The organism is Pseudomonas sp. NFPP25 (genome assembly GCF_900116505.1).
GTDB lineage: Bacteria > Pseudomonadota > Gammaproteobacteria > Pseudomonadales > Pseudomonadaceae > Aquipseudomonas > Aquipseudomonas protegens.
In genome coordinates, this window is record NZ_FPBG01000002.1 from 166,586 (window position 1) to 183,047 (window position 16,462).

17 protein-coding genes and 1 other RNA gene are annotated in these 16,462 nt (G+C 60.2%); 14 read left to right on the forward strand and 4 right to left on the reverse strand.

From position 1 onward, the window contains the following. Positions 1–11: 11 nt before the first annotated feature. From petA to BM382_RS07740, 5 genes are all read left to right on the forward strand, one after another. Entirely contained in the window at positions 12–605 is a 594-nt protein-coding gene (gene petA, locus BM382_RS07720; protein WP_011063329.1) for a ubiquinol-cytochrome c reductase iron-sulfur subunit, read from the forward strand. Further along, positions 605–1,816: a cytochrome b gene (locus tag BM382_RS07725; protein WP_011063328.1), complete on the forward strand. Its 1,212-nt coding sequence runs from the start codon at positions 605–607 to the stop codon at positions 1,814–1,816. Before petA ends, BM382_RS07725 begins: the two co-directional genes overlap by 1 nt. After that, the gene (locus tag BM382_RS07730) at positions 1,816–2,598 is read left to right on the forward strand and encodes a cytochrome c1 (protein WP_011063327.1); all 783 of its coding nucleotides are present in this window, start codon (positions 1,816–1,818) and stop codon (positions 2,596–2,598) included. Before BM382_RS07725 ends, BM382_RS07730 begins: the two co-directional genes overlap by 1 nt. Before the next feature lie 152 nt (positions 2,599–2,750). Beyond that, a complete protein-coding gene (locus BM382_RS07735) occupies positions 2,751–3,368 on the forward strand; it encodes a glutathione S-transferase N-terminal domain-containing protein (protein ID WP_011063326.1) in 618 nt (205 codons plus the stop codon). 16 nt (positions 3,369–3,384) lie between these two features. Continuing rightward, positions 3,385–3,798, forward strand: coding sequence for a ClpXP protease specificity-enhancing factor (locus BM382_RS07740; RefSeq protein ID WP_011063325.1), 414 nt, complete (start codon positions 3,385–3,387; stop codon positions 3,796–3,798). A gap of 51 nt (positions 3,799–3,849) precedes the next feature. Here the strand turns inward: BM382_RS07740 and BM382_RS07745 are convergent, their stop codons facing one another. From BM382_RS07745 to BM382_RS07760, 4 genes are all read right to left on the reverse strand, one after another. After that, complete coding sequence (locus tag BM382_RS07745) at positions 3,850–4,428, reverse strand: BON domain-containing protein (protein WP_011063324.1); 579 nt, start codon at positions 4,426–4,428, stop codon at positions 3,850–3,852. Beyond that, positions 4,425–5,018 (reverse strand): phosphoheptose isomerase, encoded by a 594-nt coding sequence (locus BM382_RS07750; RefSeq protein ID WP_015636934.1) that lies wholly within the window; start codon positions 5,016–5,018, stop codon positions 4,425–4,427. Before BM382_RS07750 ends, BM382_RS07745 begins: the two co-directional genes overlap by 4 nt. A gap of 104 nt (positions 5,019–5,122) precedes the next feature. After that, a complete protein-coding gene (locus BM382_RS07755; RefSeq protein ID WP_019093694.1) occupies positions 5,123–5,494 on the reverse strand; it encodes a YraN family protein in 372 nt (123 codons plus the stop codon). Next, positions 5,494–7,305: a penicillin-binding protein activator gene (locus tag BM382_RS07760; protein ID WP_011063321.1), complete on the reverse strand. Its 1,812-nt coding sequence runs from the start codon at positions 7,303–7,305 to the stop codon at positions 5,494–5,496. The genes BM382_RS07755 and BM382_RS07760 overlap by 1 nt, the downstream gene beginning before the upstream one ends. Before the next feature lie 219 nt (positions 7,306–7,524). Between BM382_RS07760 and rsmI the strand changes: the two genes are divergently transcribed. The 9 genes from rsmI to mraY all read left to right on the forward strand — a co-directional run bounded on the left by rsmI (position 7,525) and on the right by mraY (position 16,461). Continuing rightward, complete coding sequence (gene rsmI, locus BM382_RS07765; protein WP_019093695.1) at positions 7,525–8,397, forward strand: 16S rRNA (cytidine(1402)-2'-O)-methyltransferase; 873 nt, start codon at positions 7,525–7,527, stop codon at positions 8,395–8,397. Between the two features lie 72 nt (positions 8,398–8,469). Further along, positions 8,470–8,823: RNase P RNA component class A (gene rnpB / locus BM382_RS07770), an RNA gene on the forward strand. A 307-nt stretch (positions 8,824–9,130) separates the two neighbouring features. Next, on the forward strand, positions 9,131–9,586 hold the full coding sequence (mraZ, locus tag BM382_RS07775) for a division/cell wall cluster transcriptional repressor MraZ (protein WP_011063319.1): 456 nt from the start codon (positions 9,131–9,133) through the stop codon (positions 9,584–9,586). Between the two features lie 2 nt (positions 9,587–9,588). Continuing rightward, complete coding sequence (rsmH, locus tag BM382_RS07780; RefSeq protein WP_085983368.1) at positions 9,589–10,530, forward strand: 16S rRNA (cytosine(1402)-N(4))-methyltransferase RsmH; 942 nt, start codon at positions 9,589–9,591, stop codon at positions 10,528–10,530. Continuing rightward, positions 10,527–10,820 (forward strand): cell division protein FtsL, encoded by a 294-nt coding sequence (gene ftsL, locus BM382_RS07785; RefSeq protein ID WP_011063317.1) that lies wholly within the window; start codon positions 10,527–10,529, stop codon positions 10,818–10,820. The genes rsmH and ftsL overlap by 4 nt, the downstream gene beginning before the upstream one ends. Next, positions 10,817–12,556, forward strand: a complete 1,740-nt coding sequence (locus BM382_RS07790) for a peptidoglycan D,D-transpeptidase FtsI family protein (RefSeq protein ID WP_011063316.1) — start codon at positions 10,817–10,819, stop codon at positions 12,554–12,556. Before ftsL ends, BM382_RS07790 begins: the two co-directional genes overlap by 4 nt. Further along, positions 12,556–14,019: a UDP-N-acetylmuramoyl-L-alanyl-D-glutamate--2,6-diaminopimelate ligase gene (locus tag BM382_RS07795; RefSeq protein WP_072442541.1), complete on the forward strand. Its 1,464-nt coding sequence runs from the start codon at positions 12,556–12,558 to the stop codon at positions 14,017–14,019. The genes BM382_RS07790 and BM382_RS07795 overlap by 1 nt, the downstream gene beginning before the upstream one ends. After that, the gene (gene murF / locus BM382_RS07800) at positions 14,012–15,379 is read left to right on the forward strand and encodes a UDP-N-acetylmuramoyl-tripeptide--D-alanyl-D-alanine ligase (RefSeq protein WP_015636930.1); all 1,368 of its coding nucleotides are present in this window, start codon (positions 14,012–14,014) and stop codon (positions 15,377–15,379) included. The genes BM382_RS07795 and murF overlap by 8 nt, the downstream gene beginning before the upstream one ends. Beyond that, positions 15,379–16,461 (forward strand): phospho-N-acetylmuramoyl-pentapeptide-transferase, encoded by a 1,083-nt coding sequence (gene mraY / locus BM382_RS07805; RefSeq protein ID WP_011063313.1) that lies wholly within the window; start codon positions 15,379–15,381, stop codon positions 16,459–16,461. The genes murF and mraY overlap by 1 nt, the downstream gene beginning before the upstream one ends. The last annotated feature ends 1 nt before the right edge of the window (position 16,462 follow it).

Sequence of the window (16,462 nt, forward strand, 5' to 3'; positions counted from 1 at the left end):
GAGAGGACTGAATGAGCAATGACGGCGTGAATGCAGGCCGGCGTCGCTTCCTAGTAGCAGCCACATCCGTGGTGGGTGCTGCTGGAGCGGTGGGGGCTGCGGTCCCGTTCGTGGGGTCATGGTTTCCCAGTGCCAAGGCGAAAGCCGCAGGTGCACCGGTGAAGGTGAATATCAGCAAGATCGACCCAGGTCAGCAGATGATTGCTGAATGGCGTGGTCAGCCGGTATTCATCGTCCGCCGTACCGAGGAAATCCTGGGGAATCTTAAAAAGATCGAGGGCCAGTTGTCTGACCCTGACTCCAAGAACTCAGTACAACCAACCTACGTCGACCCGGAAGTGCGTTCGATCAAGCCAGAGATTCTGCTGCTGATCGGTATCTGCACCCACCTGGGCTGTTCTCCGACCTTCCGTCCTGAAGTGGCGCCCGCGGATCTGGGCAAGGACTGGGTAGGTGGCTATTTCTGCCCTTGCCACGGTTCCCACTACGATCTGGCTGGTCGCGTCTACAAGTCGCAACCTGCGCCTTTGAACCTGCCAGTACCCCCGCATTCCTATGAGTCGGATGACATCATCGTCATTGGCGTCGACACGGAGAAAGCGTGATGAGCAAGTTCATGGATTGGGTTGATGCGCGCTTCCCCGCGACCAAGATGTGGGAAGACCATCTCAGCAAGTATTACGCTCCGAAGAACTTCAACTTCTTCTATTTCTTTGGCTCCCTGGCGCTGCTGGTTCTGGTCAACCAGATCGTAACCGGTGTCTGGCTGACCATGAGCTACACCCCTTCGGCGGAAGAGGCCTTCGCTTCCGTTGAATACATCATGCGCGACGTCGAGTACGGCGCGATCCTGCGTCTGCTCCACTCCACCGGCGCTTCGGCGTTCTTCATCGTGGTCTATCTGCACATGTTCCGTGGCCTGCTCTACGGTTCCTACCAGAAGCCCCGTGAGCTGGTGTGGCTGTTCGGCATGCTGATCTACCTGGCACTGATGGCCGAGGCCTTCATGGGCTACCTGCTGCCGTGGGGCCAGATGTCCTACTGGGGCGCCCAGGTGATCATCTCGCTGTTCGGTGCGATCCCGGTCATCGGCGACGACCTGACTCAGTGGATCCGCGGTGACTACCTGATTTCCGGTATCACCCTGAACCGCTTCTTCGCCTTGCACGTTGTTGCTCTGCCGATCGTGATCCTCGGTCTGGTGGTGCTGCACATCCTGGCACTGCACGAAGTGGGTTCGAACAACCCGGATGGCGTCGACATCAAGAAGAACAAGGATGAGAACGGCATCCCGCTGGATGGTATTCCTTTCCACCCTTACTACACCGTGAAGGATATCGTCGGCGTAGTGGTGTTCCTCTTCATCTTCTGCTCGATCGTGTTCTTCTTCCCGGAAATGGGTGGCTACTTCCTCGAGAAGCCGAACTTCGAACAGGCCAACCCGTTCAAGACGCCTGAGCACATTGCTCCGGTGTGGTACTTCACCCCCTTCTACGCGATCCTGCGTGCGGTGCCGGACAAGCTCATGGGCGTCATTGCCATGGGTGCTGCCATTGCCGTGCTGTTCGTGCTGCCTTGGCTCGACCGTAGCCCGGTCAAGTCCATGCGCTACAAAGGCTGGCTGAGCAAGATCTGGCTGCTGGTGTTCTGCATCTCGTTCGTGATCCTGGGTGTGCTGGGTGTATTGGCACCGACTCCGGGCCGTACGCTGCTGTCGCAGGTATGTACCTTCCTGTACTTCGCCTACTTCATTCTGATGCCGTTCTACACCAGGCTCGAGAAGACCAAACCGGTTCCGGAAAGGGTGACTGGCTGATGAAAAAGCTATTTGCTGTACTGATTCTTGCTGCTATGCCTGTATTGTCTTTCGCGGCCGAGCACGGCGGCCCTGAGTTGGAGAAGGTCGATATCGACCTGGCCGACAAAGCTGCCCTGCAAGACGGCGCGCGTACCTTTGCCAACTACTGCATGGGCTGCCACAGCGCCAAGTTCCAGCGTTATGAGCGGGTTGCCGACGATCTGGGTATCCCTCACGATCTGATGTTGAGCAAGCTGGTCTTCACCGGCGCCAAGATCGGTGACCACATGAACATCGGCATGCAGCCGGCAGATGCCAAGACCTGGTTTGGCGCTGCGCCACCGGATCTGACCCTGGTGGCCCGTGTGCGGGGTACCGACTGGCTCTATGGCTACCTCAAGTCCTTCTATGAGGACCCGGCGCGCCCTTGGGGTGTGAATAACAAGGTTTTCCCGAACGTGGGCATGCCTAACGTTCTGGTTGGCCTGCAGGGTCGCCAGGTGATCGGTTGCAAGCAGGTGCAGATCGTCGAAGACGGCAAGAAGCAATACGATCCGCTGACCGGCACGCCGCTGACTCATGAAGCCTGTGACCAGCTGACCATCAAGGAGAACACCGGGACTCTCAACGAGGCTCAGTTCGACGAGAAGGTCAAGAACCTGGTGACCTTCCTGGCTTACTCGGCCAACCCGGTCAAGCTGCAGCACCAGCGCATCGGTACCTACGTACTGCTGTACCTGGCCTTCTTCTTCGTGTTCGCCTATCTGCTCAAGCGCGAATACTGGAAGGATGTGCATTGATAGCGTTTTAAGCATCAGTTGTTGAACGTGCGCGCCCAAGGGCGTCTCTGAAACTGTAACAACCCTGTATCATTCGGGGGTTACCAGAGGCGCCCTGAGGGCGCGCTCGTTTTTTCTGCTTCCGATAATTTCAACAAGCGAGGAGGATCGCCATGGGCGTGACCAATCGGTTGGCCTGTTACTCCGACCCCGCCGACCACTATTCCCACCGGGTGCGCATTGTGCTCGCAGAGAAGGGTGTCAGCGCCGAGATCATCAGTGTGGAGGCGGGGCGTCAGCCGCCGAAGCTGATCGAAGTGAACCCTTATGGGAGCTTGCCAACGCTGGTCGATCGCGACCTGGCGTTGTGGGAGTCGACAGTGGTGATGGAGTACCTGGATGAGCGTTATCCGCATCCGCCACTGCTGCCGGTTTATCCTGTGGCGCGAGCCAACAGCCGTCTGCTGATACACCGGATCCAGCGTGACTGGTGCGGGCAAGTGGATCTGATTCTTGATCCGCGGACCAAGGAGGCTGCTCGAGTGCAGGCGCGCAAGGAATTGCGTGAAAGCCTGACGGGTGTTTCTCCTTTGTTTGCCGACAAGCCATTTTTCCTCAGTGAGGAACAAAGTTTGGTGGACTGCTGCCTACTGCCCATACTCTGGAGATTGCCGGTCCTGGGTATCGAACTGCCGCGGCAGGCCAAGCCGCTGCTTGATTATATGGAACGCCAATTTGCGCGTGAGGCTTTCCAGGCGAGTCTGTCTGGTGTCGAACGCGATATGCGCTGAGGCTTAAGGAGCCGCTATGAACTCCAGTCGACCTTATCTGGTCCGCGCGCTCTATGAGTGGATTGTGGACAACGATTGCACCCCGCACATGCTGGTCAATTCCGACTATCCGGCAGTGCAGGTGCCCCAGGGCTTTGCCAGTGATGGGCAGATCGTCCTGAACATTTCTCCCAGTGCCGTGCGTCATCTGCATATGGATAACGACGTAGTGACCTTCGAAGGGCGCTTCGGTGGTGTGCCGCACAGCCTGCATGTGCCGGTTGCGGCGATCCTGGGGATCTATGCCCGTGAGAATGGCCAGGGCATGGTCTTCGATCTGGAGTCGCCTCTGGATGAAGAGGATGATCTCGAGCCGGATGACGACCTGCCGCCACCGGACAGTGAGCCGCCGCGCCCCAGTGGCCGACCCAGCTTGAAAGTGGTCAAGTAATAAAAAAGGCGATCCATCCGGATCGCCTTTTTTGTATCTCGCGGTTGTGTGTCAGTCGATGTATTCGAACAGTTTGACGATCTTCTGCACACCGGACACGCCTTGAACCAGGTTGGTGGCCTGGGTGGCCTCCTGTTGGGTCAGCAAGCCCAGCAGGTAGACGATGCCGTTCTCGGTCACCACCTTGATTCGCGAGGCGGGCACGCTGGCGTCGGTGAGCATCTGGGTCTTGATCTTGGTGGTCAGCCAGCCATCGTTCTGGCGGGCCAGGAAGCCGGAAGGTGGCAGTACCTGCAGTTCGTTGTGCACCTTCTTGACGCGCTGCACTTCGCTGGCGGCCTGTTCGGCCATGGCCTTGAGGTCCGGGCGGGGTGTTTGTCCGGCCAGCAGGACGATGCCGTTGAAGCTGGTGACAACGATGTGCGAGTTGTTTTCCAGGTCTGGGCTGGCTTTGGCGACGTTGACGGCGACTTTGGTCTCGATCAGCGAGTCGTCGATCTTGCTGCCAAAGGTGCGGGTGCCGCGGTCATCATCGATGGGTTTGTCGCGGGTGGCGGTAATCACCGAGCTGCAACCAGTGATGCTCAGGCACAAGGTCAAGGCCAGGAGGCCAAGGCGATTAGGGGTCATTCTTCACTCCCGAACAATTGGCTGTCGATCAGATCACAGAGGCAATGGATCGCCAGCAGGTGGACTTCTTGAATGCGTGCAGTGACGGTGGCCGGTACGCGGATCTCGACATCTTCAGGCAGCAGCAGGGAAGCCATGCCGCCGCCGTCACGACCGGTCAATGCTACGACAATCATTTCGCGATCATGTGCGGCCTGGATCGCTTGAATAATGTTTGCGGAGTTGCCGCTGGTGGAAATCGCCAGCAATACGTCACCGGGCTGGCCCAGGGCGCGGATCTGCTTGGAGAAGACTTCGTTGTAGCTGTAGTCGTTGGCGATCGAGGTAATGGTAGAGCTGTCGGTAGTCAGGGCAATGGCCGGCAGGCTCGGGCGTTCGCGCTCGAAGCGGTTGAGCAGTTCGGAGGAGAAATGCTGGGCATCGCCGGCGGAGCCGCCGTTGCCGCAAGAGAGCATCTTGCCCTCGTTGAGCAGGGCGTTGACCATGACCTGGCTGGCTTGCTCGATGTGCGGTGCAAGTACGTCCATCGCCTGTTGCTTGGTGTCGATACTGGCCTGAAAAAGCTGGCGAATTCGGGATTGCATGTCCATCTGTGTGACCTTAAGTGGCGCGGCTTGGTGGCACGTAAATGTGCAGCCCGCAAAGCAAAGAGCAAAAAAGTTGAGTGAAAATGGGTGCGGCCTGAGGGCTTCTTTCAGCTGTCGAAGGCATTGCGTAGCCAGTTCAAGCGGGCTTCTGCACCCGAGGCGCCGTCAATGGCGACCACGTCGAAACGGCAAGGATGGCTGGACCAGCGTGATTCGCTTTGCAGGAAAAGCTGCGCGGCAAGGATCAGTTTTTGACGCTTGCGCCCATCGATACTGCCCAGTGCGCCACCCCATTGCGTGTGTTTTCTGTAGCGGACTTCGACGAATACTACTGTATCGCCGTCAAGCATGACCAGATCAAGCTCGCCGCGTTTACACAACCAGTTCTGCGCCAGCAGGCGCAGTCCGTGCTGTTGGAGATGCCCAAGCGCTTGGCTTTCGGCATCTCGTCCGCTGTGCTGGCTTGATCCTTGGAGCATCAGCGCGGCGTGTCGGGCAGGCGGGTCACCTGGCCCCCGACGAACTTGGCCCATGGCAGCTGACGCTCGATGCGTTGCCCGGCAGCCATGCCCAGGCTGCCGGATTCACCTTCTATCCGGCTGTCTGGCAGGGCCTTGAGTTGGCCCAGGCGTGGCGCCAATCGGTAGGCGTCGACGCCCATGGCATACAGGCGCCCTAGGCTGCCGCCGGCTTGCGGCCATTGTGCGGTGACCTGGCGGCGCAGCGGGCCGTTGGCATCCAGCAGCCATGGGGTTTCGCAGAACATCACGCCGTTCATGTCGTTGTACTGGTTCTGGTCGCCGCTGGCGCTGAACACATTGGAGGTGGCGTAGACCGGTACATCACCAGCGTATTGGAAGTTCAAGGTCGGCTTGATTTGCTGAGCCTGTTGCGGAGTGGAGGCGAGGAAAATGAACTCGATATCCTGGCGACGTGATGGCTGTGCGGCTACCTGGGTGCCTACGGTGCTCTGCAGGCTCTTGGCGCGGCCTTCGCTCTGGCGCAGCTGGAACAGGTCGGCAATCTGCTGTGCCAGGGCGACGGGCTGATCGACGCGTTCGATACCGATTACGCTACCACCGTTGGCTTCCCAATCCTGACGGAATGCCTTGAGCACGCGATCGCCCCATTCGCCTTTCGGAACCAGAGCGGCGGCGCGGTGCAGGCCGTCGGCGCGGGCGCGACGGGAAACCTCGCGGGCTTCGTCTTCGGCTGCCAGGCCGAACTGGAACAACTGCGCCGGGCCTTGTTCGCCTTCGCTGTAGTTCAGGGCCAGGGTGGTGATCGGCAGCTGCGGGCGAGCGGCAAGTTGCTTGACCAGGGGCTTTTCCAGTGGGCCGACGACCAGTTGCACGCCAGCGGCCTGAGCCTTGCGGTAGAAGTCATCCAGCGAGCTTAGGCGCGAGCTGTCATAGAACTCGATGCTGGGTGGATTCTGTCCGGCTTGCTGAGCCTGGTAGTGAGCAGCCATGAAACCTTCGCGCAGTGCTTTGGAAACCGATGCGAGGGGGCCGTCCTGTGGCAGCAGCAAGGCAATTTTCGATACCGGCTGGCTGGCCAGTTCCTTGAGCTTGATCAGGGGTTGGGGCAGTTGAATGGCAGCCGGGTGCTTTGGATTCTGGGCGCGCCAGGTATCGATGGCTGCCTGCTGCTGTTCCAGGGTGCCGGCGCTCTTGACTGCCAGGGCCAGGCTCATCCAGCCGGCCAGGTCGTCATTGCCGGCAGGCTGCAACTGATCGGTCGGCAGGGCGGCAATCAGTGCCCAGATGGCTTCGTGGTTTTTGGCTGCTGCATCATCCTTGAGCAAGGGCGCGATAACGATGCGCTCTTTGGCGGCGGCCAATGTCTGGCCGTCGGCTTCCAGTGCGCGAGCATGAACGCTGCCGGTGCGAATCTGTTGAGCTGCCGGCAGTTCGCTCAGGTGTTGCAGGCTTGGATGGCTCAGTGCGGTGAGGGCAGCCTTTGGCTGGTTGCGCACCAGGGCCAGCTCTGCGGACAGGGTGCTGGCGAAGATTTGCTGGGCAGGCTTGAGTTGATCCAGCGGCACTTGCTGCAGGATTTGTCCGGCGCGTCCGGCATTGCCTTGACGATACGCCAGGTCGGCGGCGCTCAGGCGCAGCAGGGCTGCTTTTTCCGGAGTTTTGCTGGTGGCGGCCTGTTCGAGCAGTTGCTCGATACTGGCATCCGGTGTCCGTGGAAGTTCGCCAAGGCTGGAAGAGGGCGAGCTGGCGCAAGCCACCAGAAGGGTAGCCAGGCAGAGGGCAAGAAACAGCCGCAGGCAAGCGATCATGTAAGTGTTCCTGATACTCGATCAAATGAGCGTGGAATTGTACCCAAGCGCTGGCTGGGGTGCGATGTTACTGGCGATAAACCGTCGATTTAGCTCAAGCAAATGTTGCTTGGCTGCCTGAAAGGTCGCAGCGCAGCGCCATACCGGCTGATCGCAAGGCGTATTGAGAATGCTTCAACGCGCTACAATGGCGCTTTTGCCGATCAAGAGGTGTGCGCTTTGACTGCTCCAGGTCCTTTGAATTCCGCTGCTGGCTCGCTTTATGTGGTGGCGACGCCCATCGGCAACCTGGACGATATCAGCGCCCGGGCCTTGAAGCTGTTGCGCGAGGTGTCGTTGATCGCTGCTGAAGATACCCGGCATTCCCAGCGCCTGATGCAGCACTTTGGTATTTCCACGCCCCTGGCTGCCTGCCATGAGCACAACGAGCGTGATGAGGGCAGTCGCTTCATTACTCGTCTGCTGGCTGGGGATAATGTCGCCTTGATCTCCGATGCGGGCACGCCGCTGATTTCCGATCCCGGCTACCACCTGGTGCGCCAGGCGCGGGCGGCGGGTATCAATGTGGTTCCAGTACCGGGGGCCTGTGCTCTGATCGCGGCGTTGTCGGCGGCGGGCTTGCCTTCAGACCGGTTCATCTTCGAAGGCTTTCTGCCGGCCAAGGCGGTTGGGCGCAGGGCGCGCCTGGAAGCGGTCAAGGAAGAGCCGCGTACGCTGATTTTCTATGAGGCACCGCATCGCATACTTGAATGCCTGCAGGATATGGAGTCGGTATTCGGTGGTGAGCGGCCGGCATTGCTGGCGCGTGAATTGACCAAGACCTTCGAGACTCTGAAGGGGCTGCCACTTTCCGAGCTGCGCCAGTTCGTCGAGTCCGACAGCAATCAGCAGCGTGGGGAGTGCGTGGTGCTGGTCGCGGGGTGGACAGCACCGGAAAGTGATGAGGCGATCAGTAGTGAGTCGATGCGTATCCTCGACCTGTTGCTCAAGGAAATGCCGCTGAAGCGGGCTGCTGCTTTGGCTGCGGAAATCACTGGCGAGCGCAAGAATGTGCTGTATCAGGTGGCCCTGGATAAACAGAAAGAACAATAAATTGCGTAGCAGGGTGGCCAAAGGCTTTTAGCGCTTGTTCTTCGTTCGCTCTGCCGTTAACCTGCGCGGCGGAGAGTCGATTGGACAGTCGCTGCCCTCTATGAAAATTAGAGGGGGGAGGAAAGTCCGGGCTCCATAGGGCGGAGTGCCAGGTAATGCCTGGGGGGCGTGAGCCTACGGAAAGTGCCACAGAAAATAACCGCCTAAGCACTTCGGTGCCGGTAAGGGTGAAAAGGTGCGGTAAGAGCGCACCGCACGTCTGGTAACAGTTCGTGGCTAGGTAAACCCCACTCGGAGCAAGACCAAATAGGGTTCCAAGGCGTGGCCCGCGCTGGAACCGGGTAGGTTGCTAAAGATGTCCAGTGATGGCCATCGTAGAGGAATGACTGTCCTCGACAGAACCCGGCTTACAGATCGACTCTCCACCTTTCCCTCCCTGCTTGAATCAATAGCAGAAGCGTTTTTGTAATACCGAAAAAATCTTACTCTTAATAAATTACTTTAACTTCGCGCTGCAGCTTATTGAGCTGTCGGAAGTTGATGCTCTGAAACACCCTTCGAATTCCCGTTACCTCTCCTTTAAGTCTCCTAAATCTCCGTTCTATAAGGCTTTTCCGTCGCCGCGCGCCTTGACGGTGGTGTGGGCGCATTCCTATAGTGTGCGCAAGTGGCGGAAAGTGGCATGAAGTGGGTTTTTTGAGCGCAAAACGCTAAAATTTGGAGAAACGCTGACGTGTTTCGCGGAGCTAACGCTATCAGTCTCGATGCAAAAGGCCGTCTCGCCATGCCGAGCCGGTATCGTGACGAGCTCGTTTCGCGAAGTTCCGGGCAGTTAATCGTCACCATCGATGCCGTTGATCCCTGTTTGTGTGTTTACCCCCTCGATGAGTGGGAGCTGATTGAAACCAAACTGCGCGCACTGCCTTCTCTTCGTGAAGAGAACCGTCGTTTGCAGCGTTTGCTGATTGGTAACGCCGTCGACCTTGAACTCGATGGCAGTGGTCGTTTTCTGGTGCCGCCGCGCCTGCGCGAATATGCCAAGTTGGATAAGCGCGCAATGCTGGTGGGCCAACTGAACAAGTTCCAATTGTGGGACGAGGATGCCTGGAATGCTGTTTCCGCAGCGGACCTGGCAGCTATTCAACAACCGGGCGCCATGCCTGATGAACTGCGTGATTTGATCCTGTGACTATTGATAGCGGCTTTAACCACATCACCGTACTGCTTGACGAAGCCGTCGAGGCTCTCGCCGTACGTCCTGATGGCTGCTATCTGGATGGCACCTTCGGGCGTGGCGGGCATAGCCGGCTGATTCTCAGCAAGCTCGGGCCCCAGGGGCGCCTCCTCGGATTCGACAAGGATCCCCAGGCGATTGCCACCGGGCAAGCGCTAGCGGCCGAAGACGGCCGCTTTGTCGTTGTACAGCGCAGTTTCGCCGAGCTCGGTTCGGAGGTTGCCGAACGCGGCCTGGCGGGCAAGGTCAGCGGTGTCCTGCTGGATCTGGGGGTGTCTTCGCCGCAGCTGGACGACCCTGAGCGCGGCTTCAGTTTTCTCAATGACGGCCCGCTGGATATGCGCATGGACCCGACTCGCGGCATCAGTGCTGCGCAGTTCATCGCCACCGCTCCGGTAGAGGAAATTGCCCGGGTATTCAAGGAGTACGGCGAGGAGCGTTTCTCCGGTCGCATGGCGCGAGCCGTGGTCGAGCGCCGCGAGATCCAGCCGTTCGAGCGTACCGCCGATCTGGCTGAAGTGTTGAAAGTCGCCAACCCGGCTTGGGAGAAGGGCAAGAACCCGGCTACCCGTGCTTTCCAGGGGCTGCGCATTCACGTCAACAATGAACTGGGTGATCTCGAGGCTGGCCTTGAAGCTGCACTGGAGTCCCTGGAAGTGGGTGGTCGCCTGGTGGTGATCAGCTTCCACTCCCTGGAAGACCGCATCGTCAAATTGTTCATGCGTCGTCTGGTCAAGGGCGAATCGGACAACCTGCCGCGCAATCTGCCGGTACGTTTCGAAGCCTTTGTGCCGAAAATCAAGATCCACGGCAAAGCGCAGTTCGCCTCCGAGGCAGAGCTCAAGGCCAACCCGCGTGCCCGTAGTGCCGTCATGCGCGTCGCGGAGAAGCTTCGGTGAGCAAGCTTTTCGCCAAGCCACTTCCGGGCGGAAGCTTTTTCATGTTCCTGCTATTCGTCGGCGTTCTGGTTTCCGCGATTGCGGTGTCCTACAGCGCCCACTGGAACCGTCAGTTGCTCAATACGCTGTACGGCGAGTTGAGCGTGCGTGACAAAGCCCAGGCCGAATGGGGCCGTCTTATTCTTGAGCAAAGCACCTGGACTGCTCACAGCCGCATTGAAGTGCTGGCCACCGAACAGTTGAAAATGCACATTCCCGGCGCGGCCGAAGTCCGCATGGTGGCGCCATGAAGCTCGAAGGCGCGCTCTATCCATGGCGTTTCCGTGTAGTGCTGGGTTTGCTGGCGGTCATGGTGTCGGCGATTGCCTGGCGCATCATCGACCTGCAAGTGGTCGACCGTGACTTCCTCAAGGGGCAGGGCGATGCACGCAGTGTCCGGCACATTCCGATTCCCGCGCACCGCGGTCTGATCACCGATCGCAATGGCGAGCCTCTGGCCGTCAGTACGCCCGTGACCACCCTCTGGGCCAATGCCAAGGAAATGCAGCTGGCCAAGGATCGCTGGCCGGCGCTGGCCATGGCACTTGGCCAAGACCCGAAAGCCCTGGCCGAGCGGCTTGAAGCCCAGGCCAATAAAGAGTTCATCTATCTGGTCCGAGGCCTGACGCCTGAACAGGGCCAGTCCGTATTGGATCTGAAGGTCCCCGGTGTCTATGGCATCGAGGAATTCCGACGCTTCTATCCAGCCGGCGAAGTAACCGCGCACATGGTGGGTTTCACCGATATCGACGACCGCGGTCGCGAAGGGGTGGAACTGGCCTACGACGAATGGCTCGCAGGGGTTCCGGGCAAGCGCCAGGTGATCAAGGACCGGCGCGGCAGGCTGATCAAGGACGTCCAGGTCACCAAGAACGCCAAGGCCGGCAAGCCCTTGGCGTTGTCGATTGACCTGCGCCTGCAATACCTGGCCAACCGCGAGCTGCGCAACGCCATCGTCGAGAACGGTGCCAAGGCTGGCAGCCTGGTGATCATGGATGTGAAGACCGGCGAGATCCTGGCCATGGTCAACCAGCCGACCTACAACCCGAACAACCGGCGCAACCTGCAGCCGGCGATGATGCGCAACCGCGCGATGATCGACGTGTTCGAGCCTGGCTCGACCATGAAAGCGATCTCCATGAGTGCCGCACTGGAAACCGGACGCTGGAAGCCCAGCGATACCGTCGAGGTCTACCCGGGCACCCTGCAGTTGGGCAAATACACCATCCGTGACGTTTCCAAGACCGAAGGTCCGGTACTCGACCTGACCGGCATCCTGATCAACTCCAGTAACGTCGGCATGAGTAAGGTGGCCTTCGATATCGGCGGCGAAACCATTTTCCGCCTGGCACAGAAAATCGGTCTGGGCCAGGACACGGGGCTCGGCTTCCCTGGTGAGCGGGTCGGCAACCTGCCGAACTACCGCGAATGGCGCAAGGCGGAAACCGCGACCCTGTCCTATGGCTACGGCCTGTCGGTGACCGCGATCCAGCTGGTGCACGCCTTTTCCGCATTGGCCAACAACGGCCGTATTGCGCCGCTGACACTGATCAAGTCCGACAAGACTCCGCAGACCACCCAGGTGATTCCGGAAAATGTCGCCAAGACCATGCAGGGCATGCTGCAGCAAGTGATCGAGGCCCCGCGCGGAGTATTCCGTGCCCAGGTTCCGGCCTATCACGTGGCCGGCAAGAGTGGTACTGCGCGCAAGACTTCGGTGGGTACCAAGGGCTACGCCGAGAACTCCTACCGCTCGCTGTTCGCCGGCTTCGGTCCGATGAGTGATCCACGCTACGCGATCGTGGTGGTGATCGACGAACCGAGCAAAGCCGGTTACTTCGGTGGCCTGGTATCGGCGCCGGTGTTCAGCAAAGTGATGTCCGGCACCCTGCGCTTGATGAACATCACCCCGGACAACCTGCCGACCACGCAGCAGGCCAACGCCGCATCCGGCACCCCTGTACGAGCCAATGGAGGGCGCGGCTGATGTCTCTTAGCCTGAACAAGATTTTCGCCCACGCCGGTCGCGACCTGCTGATTCGTGAGTTGACCCTGGACAGCCGTAACGTGCGGGCCGGGGACCTGTTTCTTGCGGTGCCCGGCGCCAAGTTCGATGGGCGTGCGCACATTGCCGATGCCCTGCAGCGCGGCGCTGCCGCGGTGGCTTATGAAGTGGAAGGGGCAACTGTGTTGCCGCTGACCGATGTACCGCTGATTCCGGTCAAGGGCCTGGCGGCGCAGCTGTCGGACATAGCCGGGCGCTTCTATGGTGACCCGAGCCGCCAGTTGAACCTGGTGGGCGTGACCGGCACCAACGGCAAGACCAGCGTTACCCAACTGGTGGCTCAGGCCCTGGATCTGCTCGGCCAGCGTTGTGGCCTGGTAGGTACCCTGGGGACCGGGTTTCATGGCGCGCTGCAAAGCGGGATGCACACCACGCCGAACCCGATTGCCGTGCAGGCCACCCTGGCAGACCTGAAGAATGCAGGAGCCAAGGCGGTGGCCATGGAGGTCTCGTCCCATGGCCTGGATCAGGGGCGCGTGGCGGCACTGGCTTTCGATGTGGCGGTGCTGACCAACCTGTCCCGTGACCATCTGGATTACCACGGGACCATGGAAGCCTATGGCGCAGCCAAGGCCAAGCTCTTTGCCTGGAACGACCTGCGTTGCCGGGTGATCAACCTCGACGACGATTTTGGCCGGCAACTGGCGGCGGACAAACATGAGTCACGACTGATCACTTACAGCCTCGAAGACGCCGCTGCTTATCTGTACTGCCGCGAAGCGCGTTTTGACGATGATGGCGTGCGCGCGACCCTGGTGACCCCGCAGGGTGAGCACCACCTGCGCAGTTGCCTGCTCGGGCGCTTCAACCTGAGCAACGTGCTGGCTGCGGTAGGTGCGTTGCTGGGTCTTGAATACGCGCTGGACGAAATTCTTGCGGTCCTGCCCAAGCTTGAAGGCCCCGCCGGACGCATGCAGCGCCTGGGTGGCGGTACTCAGCCGCTGGTGGTGGTGGATTATGCCCACACCCCGGATGCCCTGGAAAAAGTCTTGCTGGCCCTGCGTCCGCATGCCAAGGGCCGCCTGCTGTGCCTGTTCGGTTGTGGCGGCGACCGGGACCGCGGCAAGCGTCCGTTGATGGCTGAGGTGGTCGAGCGTCTGGCCGACGGCGTGCTGGTGACTGATGACAACCCACGCAGCGAAGAGCCGGCCCAAATCTTCGACGATATTCGTGCCGGCTTCAGCGCGGCAGAAAAGGTGGAATTCGTAGCCGGTCGCGGGTTGGCCATTGCTCGCCTGATCGCTTCCGCGTCGGCCGATGACGTGGTGGTGCTGGCCGGTAAAGGCCATGAGGATTACCAGGAAATAAACGGCCAGCGACATGATTTTTCTGATCTCGCCGAGGCGGACAAAGCCTTGACCGCGTGGGAGGTGGGCCATGCTTAAAGCCCTGCAACTCAGTGAAGTCTCGGCTCCATTGGACGCCCGCCTGATCGCGGGCGATGCTCGTTTTAGCGGCGTCAGTATCGATAGCCGGGCGATTCAGGCCGGCCAACTGTTTATTGCTCTGACCGGCCCACGCTTTGACGGCCACGATTACTTGAATGAAGTGGCGGCCAAGGGCGCCGTGGCGGCGTTGGTTGAACGTGAGGTTCCCGACAGCACGCTGCCGCAACTGCTGGTCAAGGACACTCGCCTGGCGCTGGGGCAGTTGGGTGCGCTCAATCGCGCCGCGTTCAGCCGCCCGGTCGCTGCGGTAACCGGCTCCAGCGGCAAGACCACGGTCAAGGAAATGCTCGCCAGCATCCTGCGCACCCGTGGTCCGGTACACGCCACTCGGGGCAACCTGAACAATGACCTGGGGGCGCCCCTGACCCTGCTGGAACTGGCCCCGGAACACACAGCCGCAGTGATAGAGCTGGGCGCTTCGCGCATCGGCGAGATTGCCTACACCGTGGCCATGACTCGCCCCCACGTAGCGATCATCAACAACGCCGGCACCGCTCATGTCGGTGAGTTTGGCGGGCCGGAGAAGATTGTCGAGGCCAAGGGGGAAATCCTGGAAGGCCTCGATAGCGCCGGGATCGCCGTGCTCAACCTGGACGACAAGGCTTTCCCTATCTGGAAGGCCCGTGCTGCCGGCCGTCAGGTGCTGAGCTTCGCGCTGACTGACAGTTCTGCCGATTTCTTTGCCTCCGATATCGGTCGCGATGCCCGTGGCTGCCCATCCTTCAAGTTGCACAGCCCCAAGGGTGTGGAGGCGGTGCAATTGAACCTGCTGGGCACCCATAACGTTGCCAATGCCCTGGCTGCGGCAGCCGCGGCCCACGCCATGGGCGTCTCGCTGTTCGGCATCGTCACCGGCCTGAATGCGGTGCAGCCGGTCAAGGGGCGTACCGTCGCCCAACTGGCCAAGAACGGCATGCGGGTCATTGATGACACTTACAACGCAAACCCCACCTCAATGTGCGCCGCCGTTGATATACTCGCCGGCTTTTCCGGCCGCACCGTCCTGGTGCTCGGAGACATCGGCGAGTTGGGCGAGTGGGCGGAGCAGGGGCACCGCGAAGTAGGTGCATATGCCGCTGGCAAGGTTTCGGCCCTCTACGCCGTAGGCCCGATGATGGCTCATGCCGTTGCCGCCTTCGGCGAGCACGCGCGCCACTTCGCCAGCCAGGCTGACCTGATTGCCGCCCTGGGCGTCGAGCAAGACCCAAATACCACCATTTTGATCAAAGGATCGCGCAGCGCGGTGATGGAAAACATCGTCGCGGCTTTGTGCGGCTCCAGTACGGAGAAACATTGATGCTGCTGCTGCTAGCGGAGTACCTGCAACAGTTCTACAAAGGCTTCGCGGTCTTTCAGTACCTGACCCTGCGCGGGATCCTCGGGGTACTGACCGCGCTGTCTTTGGCGCTGTGCCTGGGTCCGTGGATGATCCGCACTCTGCAGAACCGCCAGATCGGCCAGTCCGTGCGTAACGATGGTCCGCAATCTCACCTGTCCAAATCGGGCACACCGACCATGGGCGGTGCGCTGATTCTCTCGGCCATCGGTATCAGCACCCTGCTGTGGGCCGACCTGCGCAACCACTATGTGTGGGTCGTGCTGCTGGTGACCCTGGCCTTTGGTGCCATCGGCTGGGTCGACGACTATCGCAAGGTGATCGAGAAGAATTCCCGTGGCCTGCCCAGCCGCTGGAAGTATTTCTGGCAATCGGTGTTCGGCCTGGGCGCGGCGATCTTCCTTTATATGACTGCCCAGAGTCCGGTGGAAACCACTCTGCTGATCCCGATGCTCAAGGACGTGAGCATTCCCCTTGGCATCGGCTTCGTGGTCCTGACCTATTTCGTCATCGTCGGTTCGAGCAACGCGGTCAACCTGACCGATGGCCTCGATGGCCTGGCGATCATGCCGACGGTGATGGTGGGCGGTGCGCTGGGCATCTTCTGCTACCTGTCGGGTAACGTGAAGTTCGCCGAATACCTGCTGATTCCTTATGTACCGGGGGCGGGAGAGCTGATTGTCTTCTGTGGTGCGCTGATTGGCGCGGGCCTGGGCTTCTTGTGGTTCAACACTTACCCGGCGCAGGTGTTCATGGGTGATGTTGGCGCCCTGGCACTGGGCGCGGCCCTGGGCACTATCGCGGTCATCGTCCGTCAGGAAATCGTTCTGTTCATCATGGGCGGCGTGTTCGTGATGGAAACCCTGTCCGTGGTGATCCAGGTTGCCTCCTTCAAGTTGACCGGCCGCCGTGTGTTTCGCATGGCGCCGATTCACCACCATTTTGAACTCAAGGGCTGGCCCGAGCCGCGCGTGATCGTCCGTTTCTGGATCATCACCGTGATTCTGGTGCTGATCGGCCTTGCCACCCTGAAGCTGAGGTAGA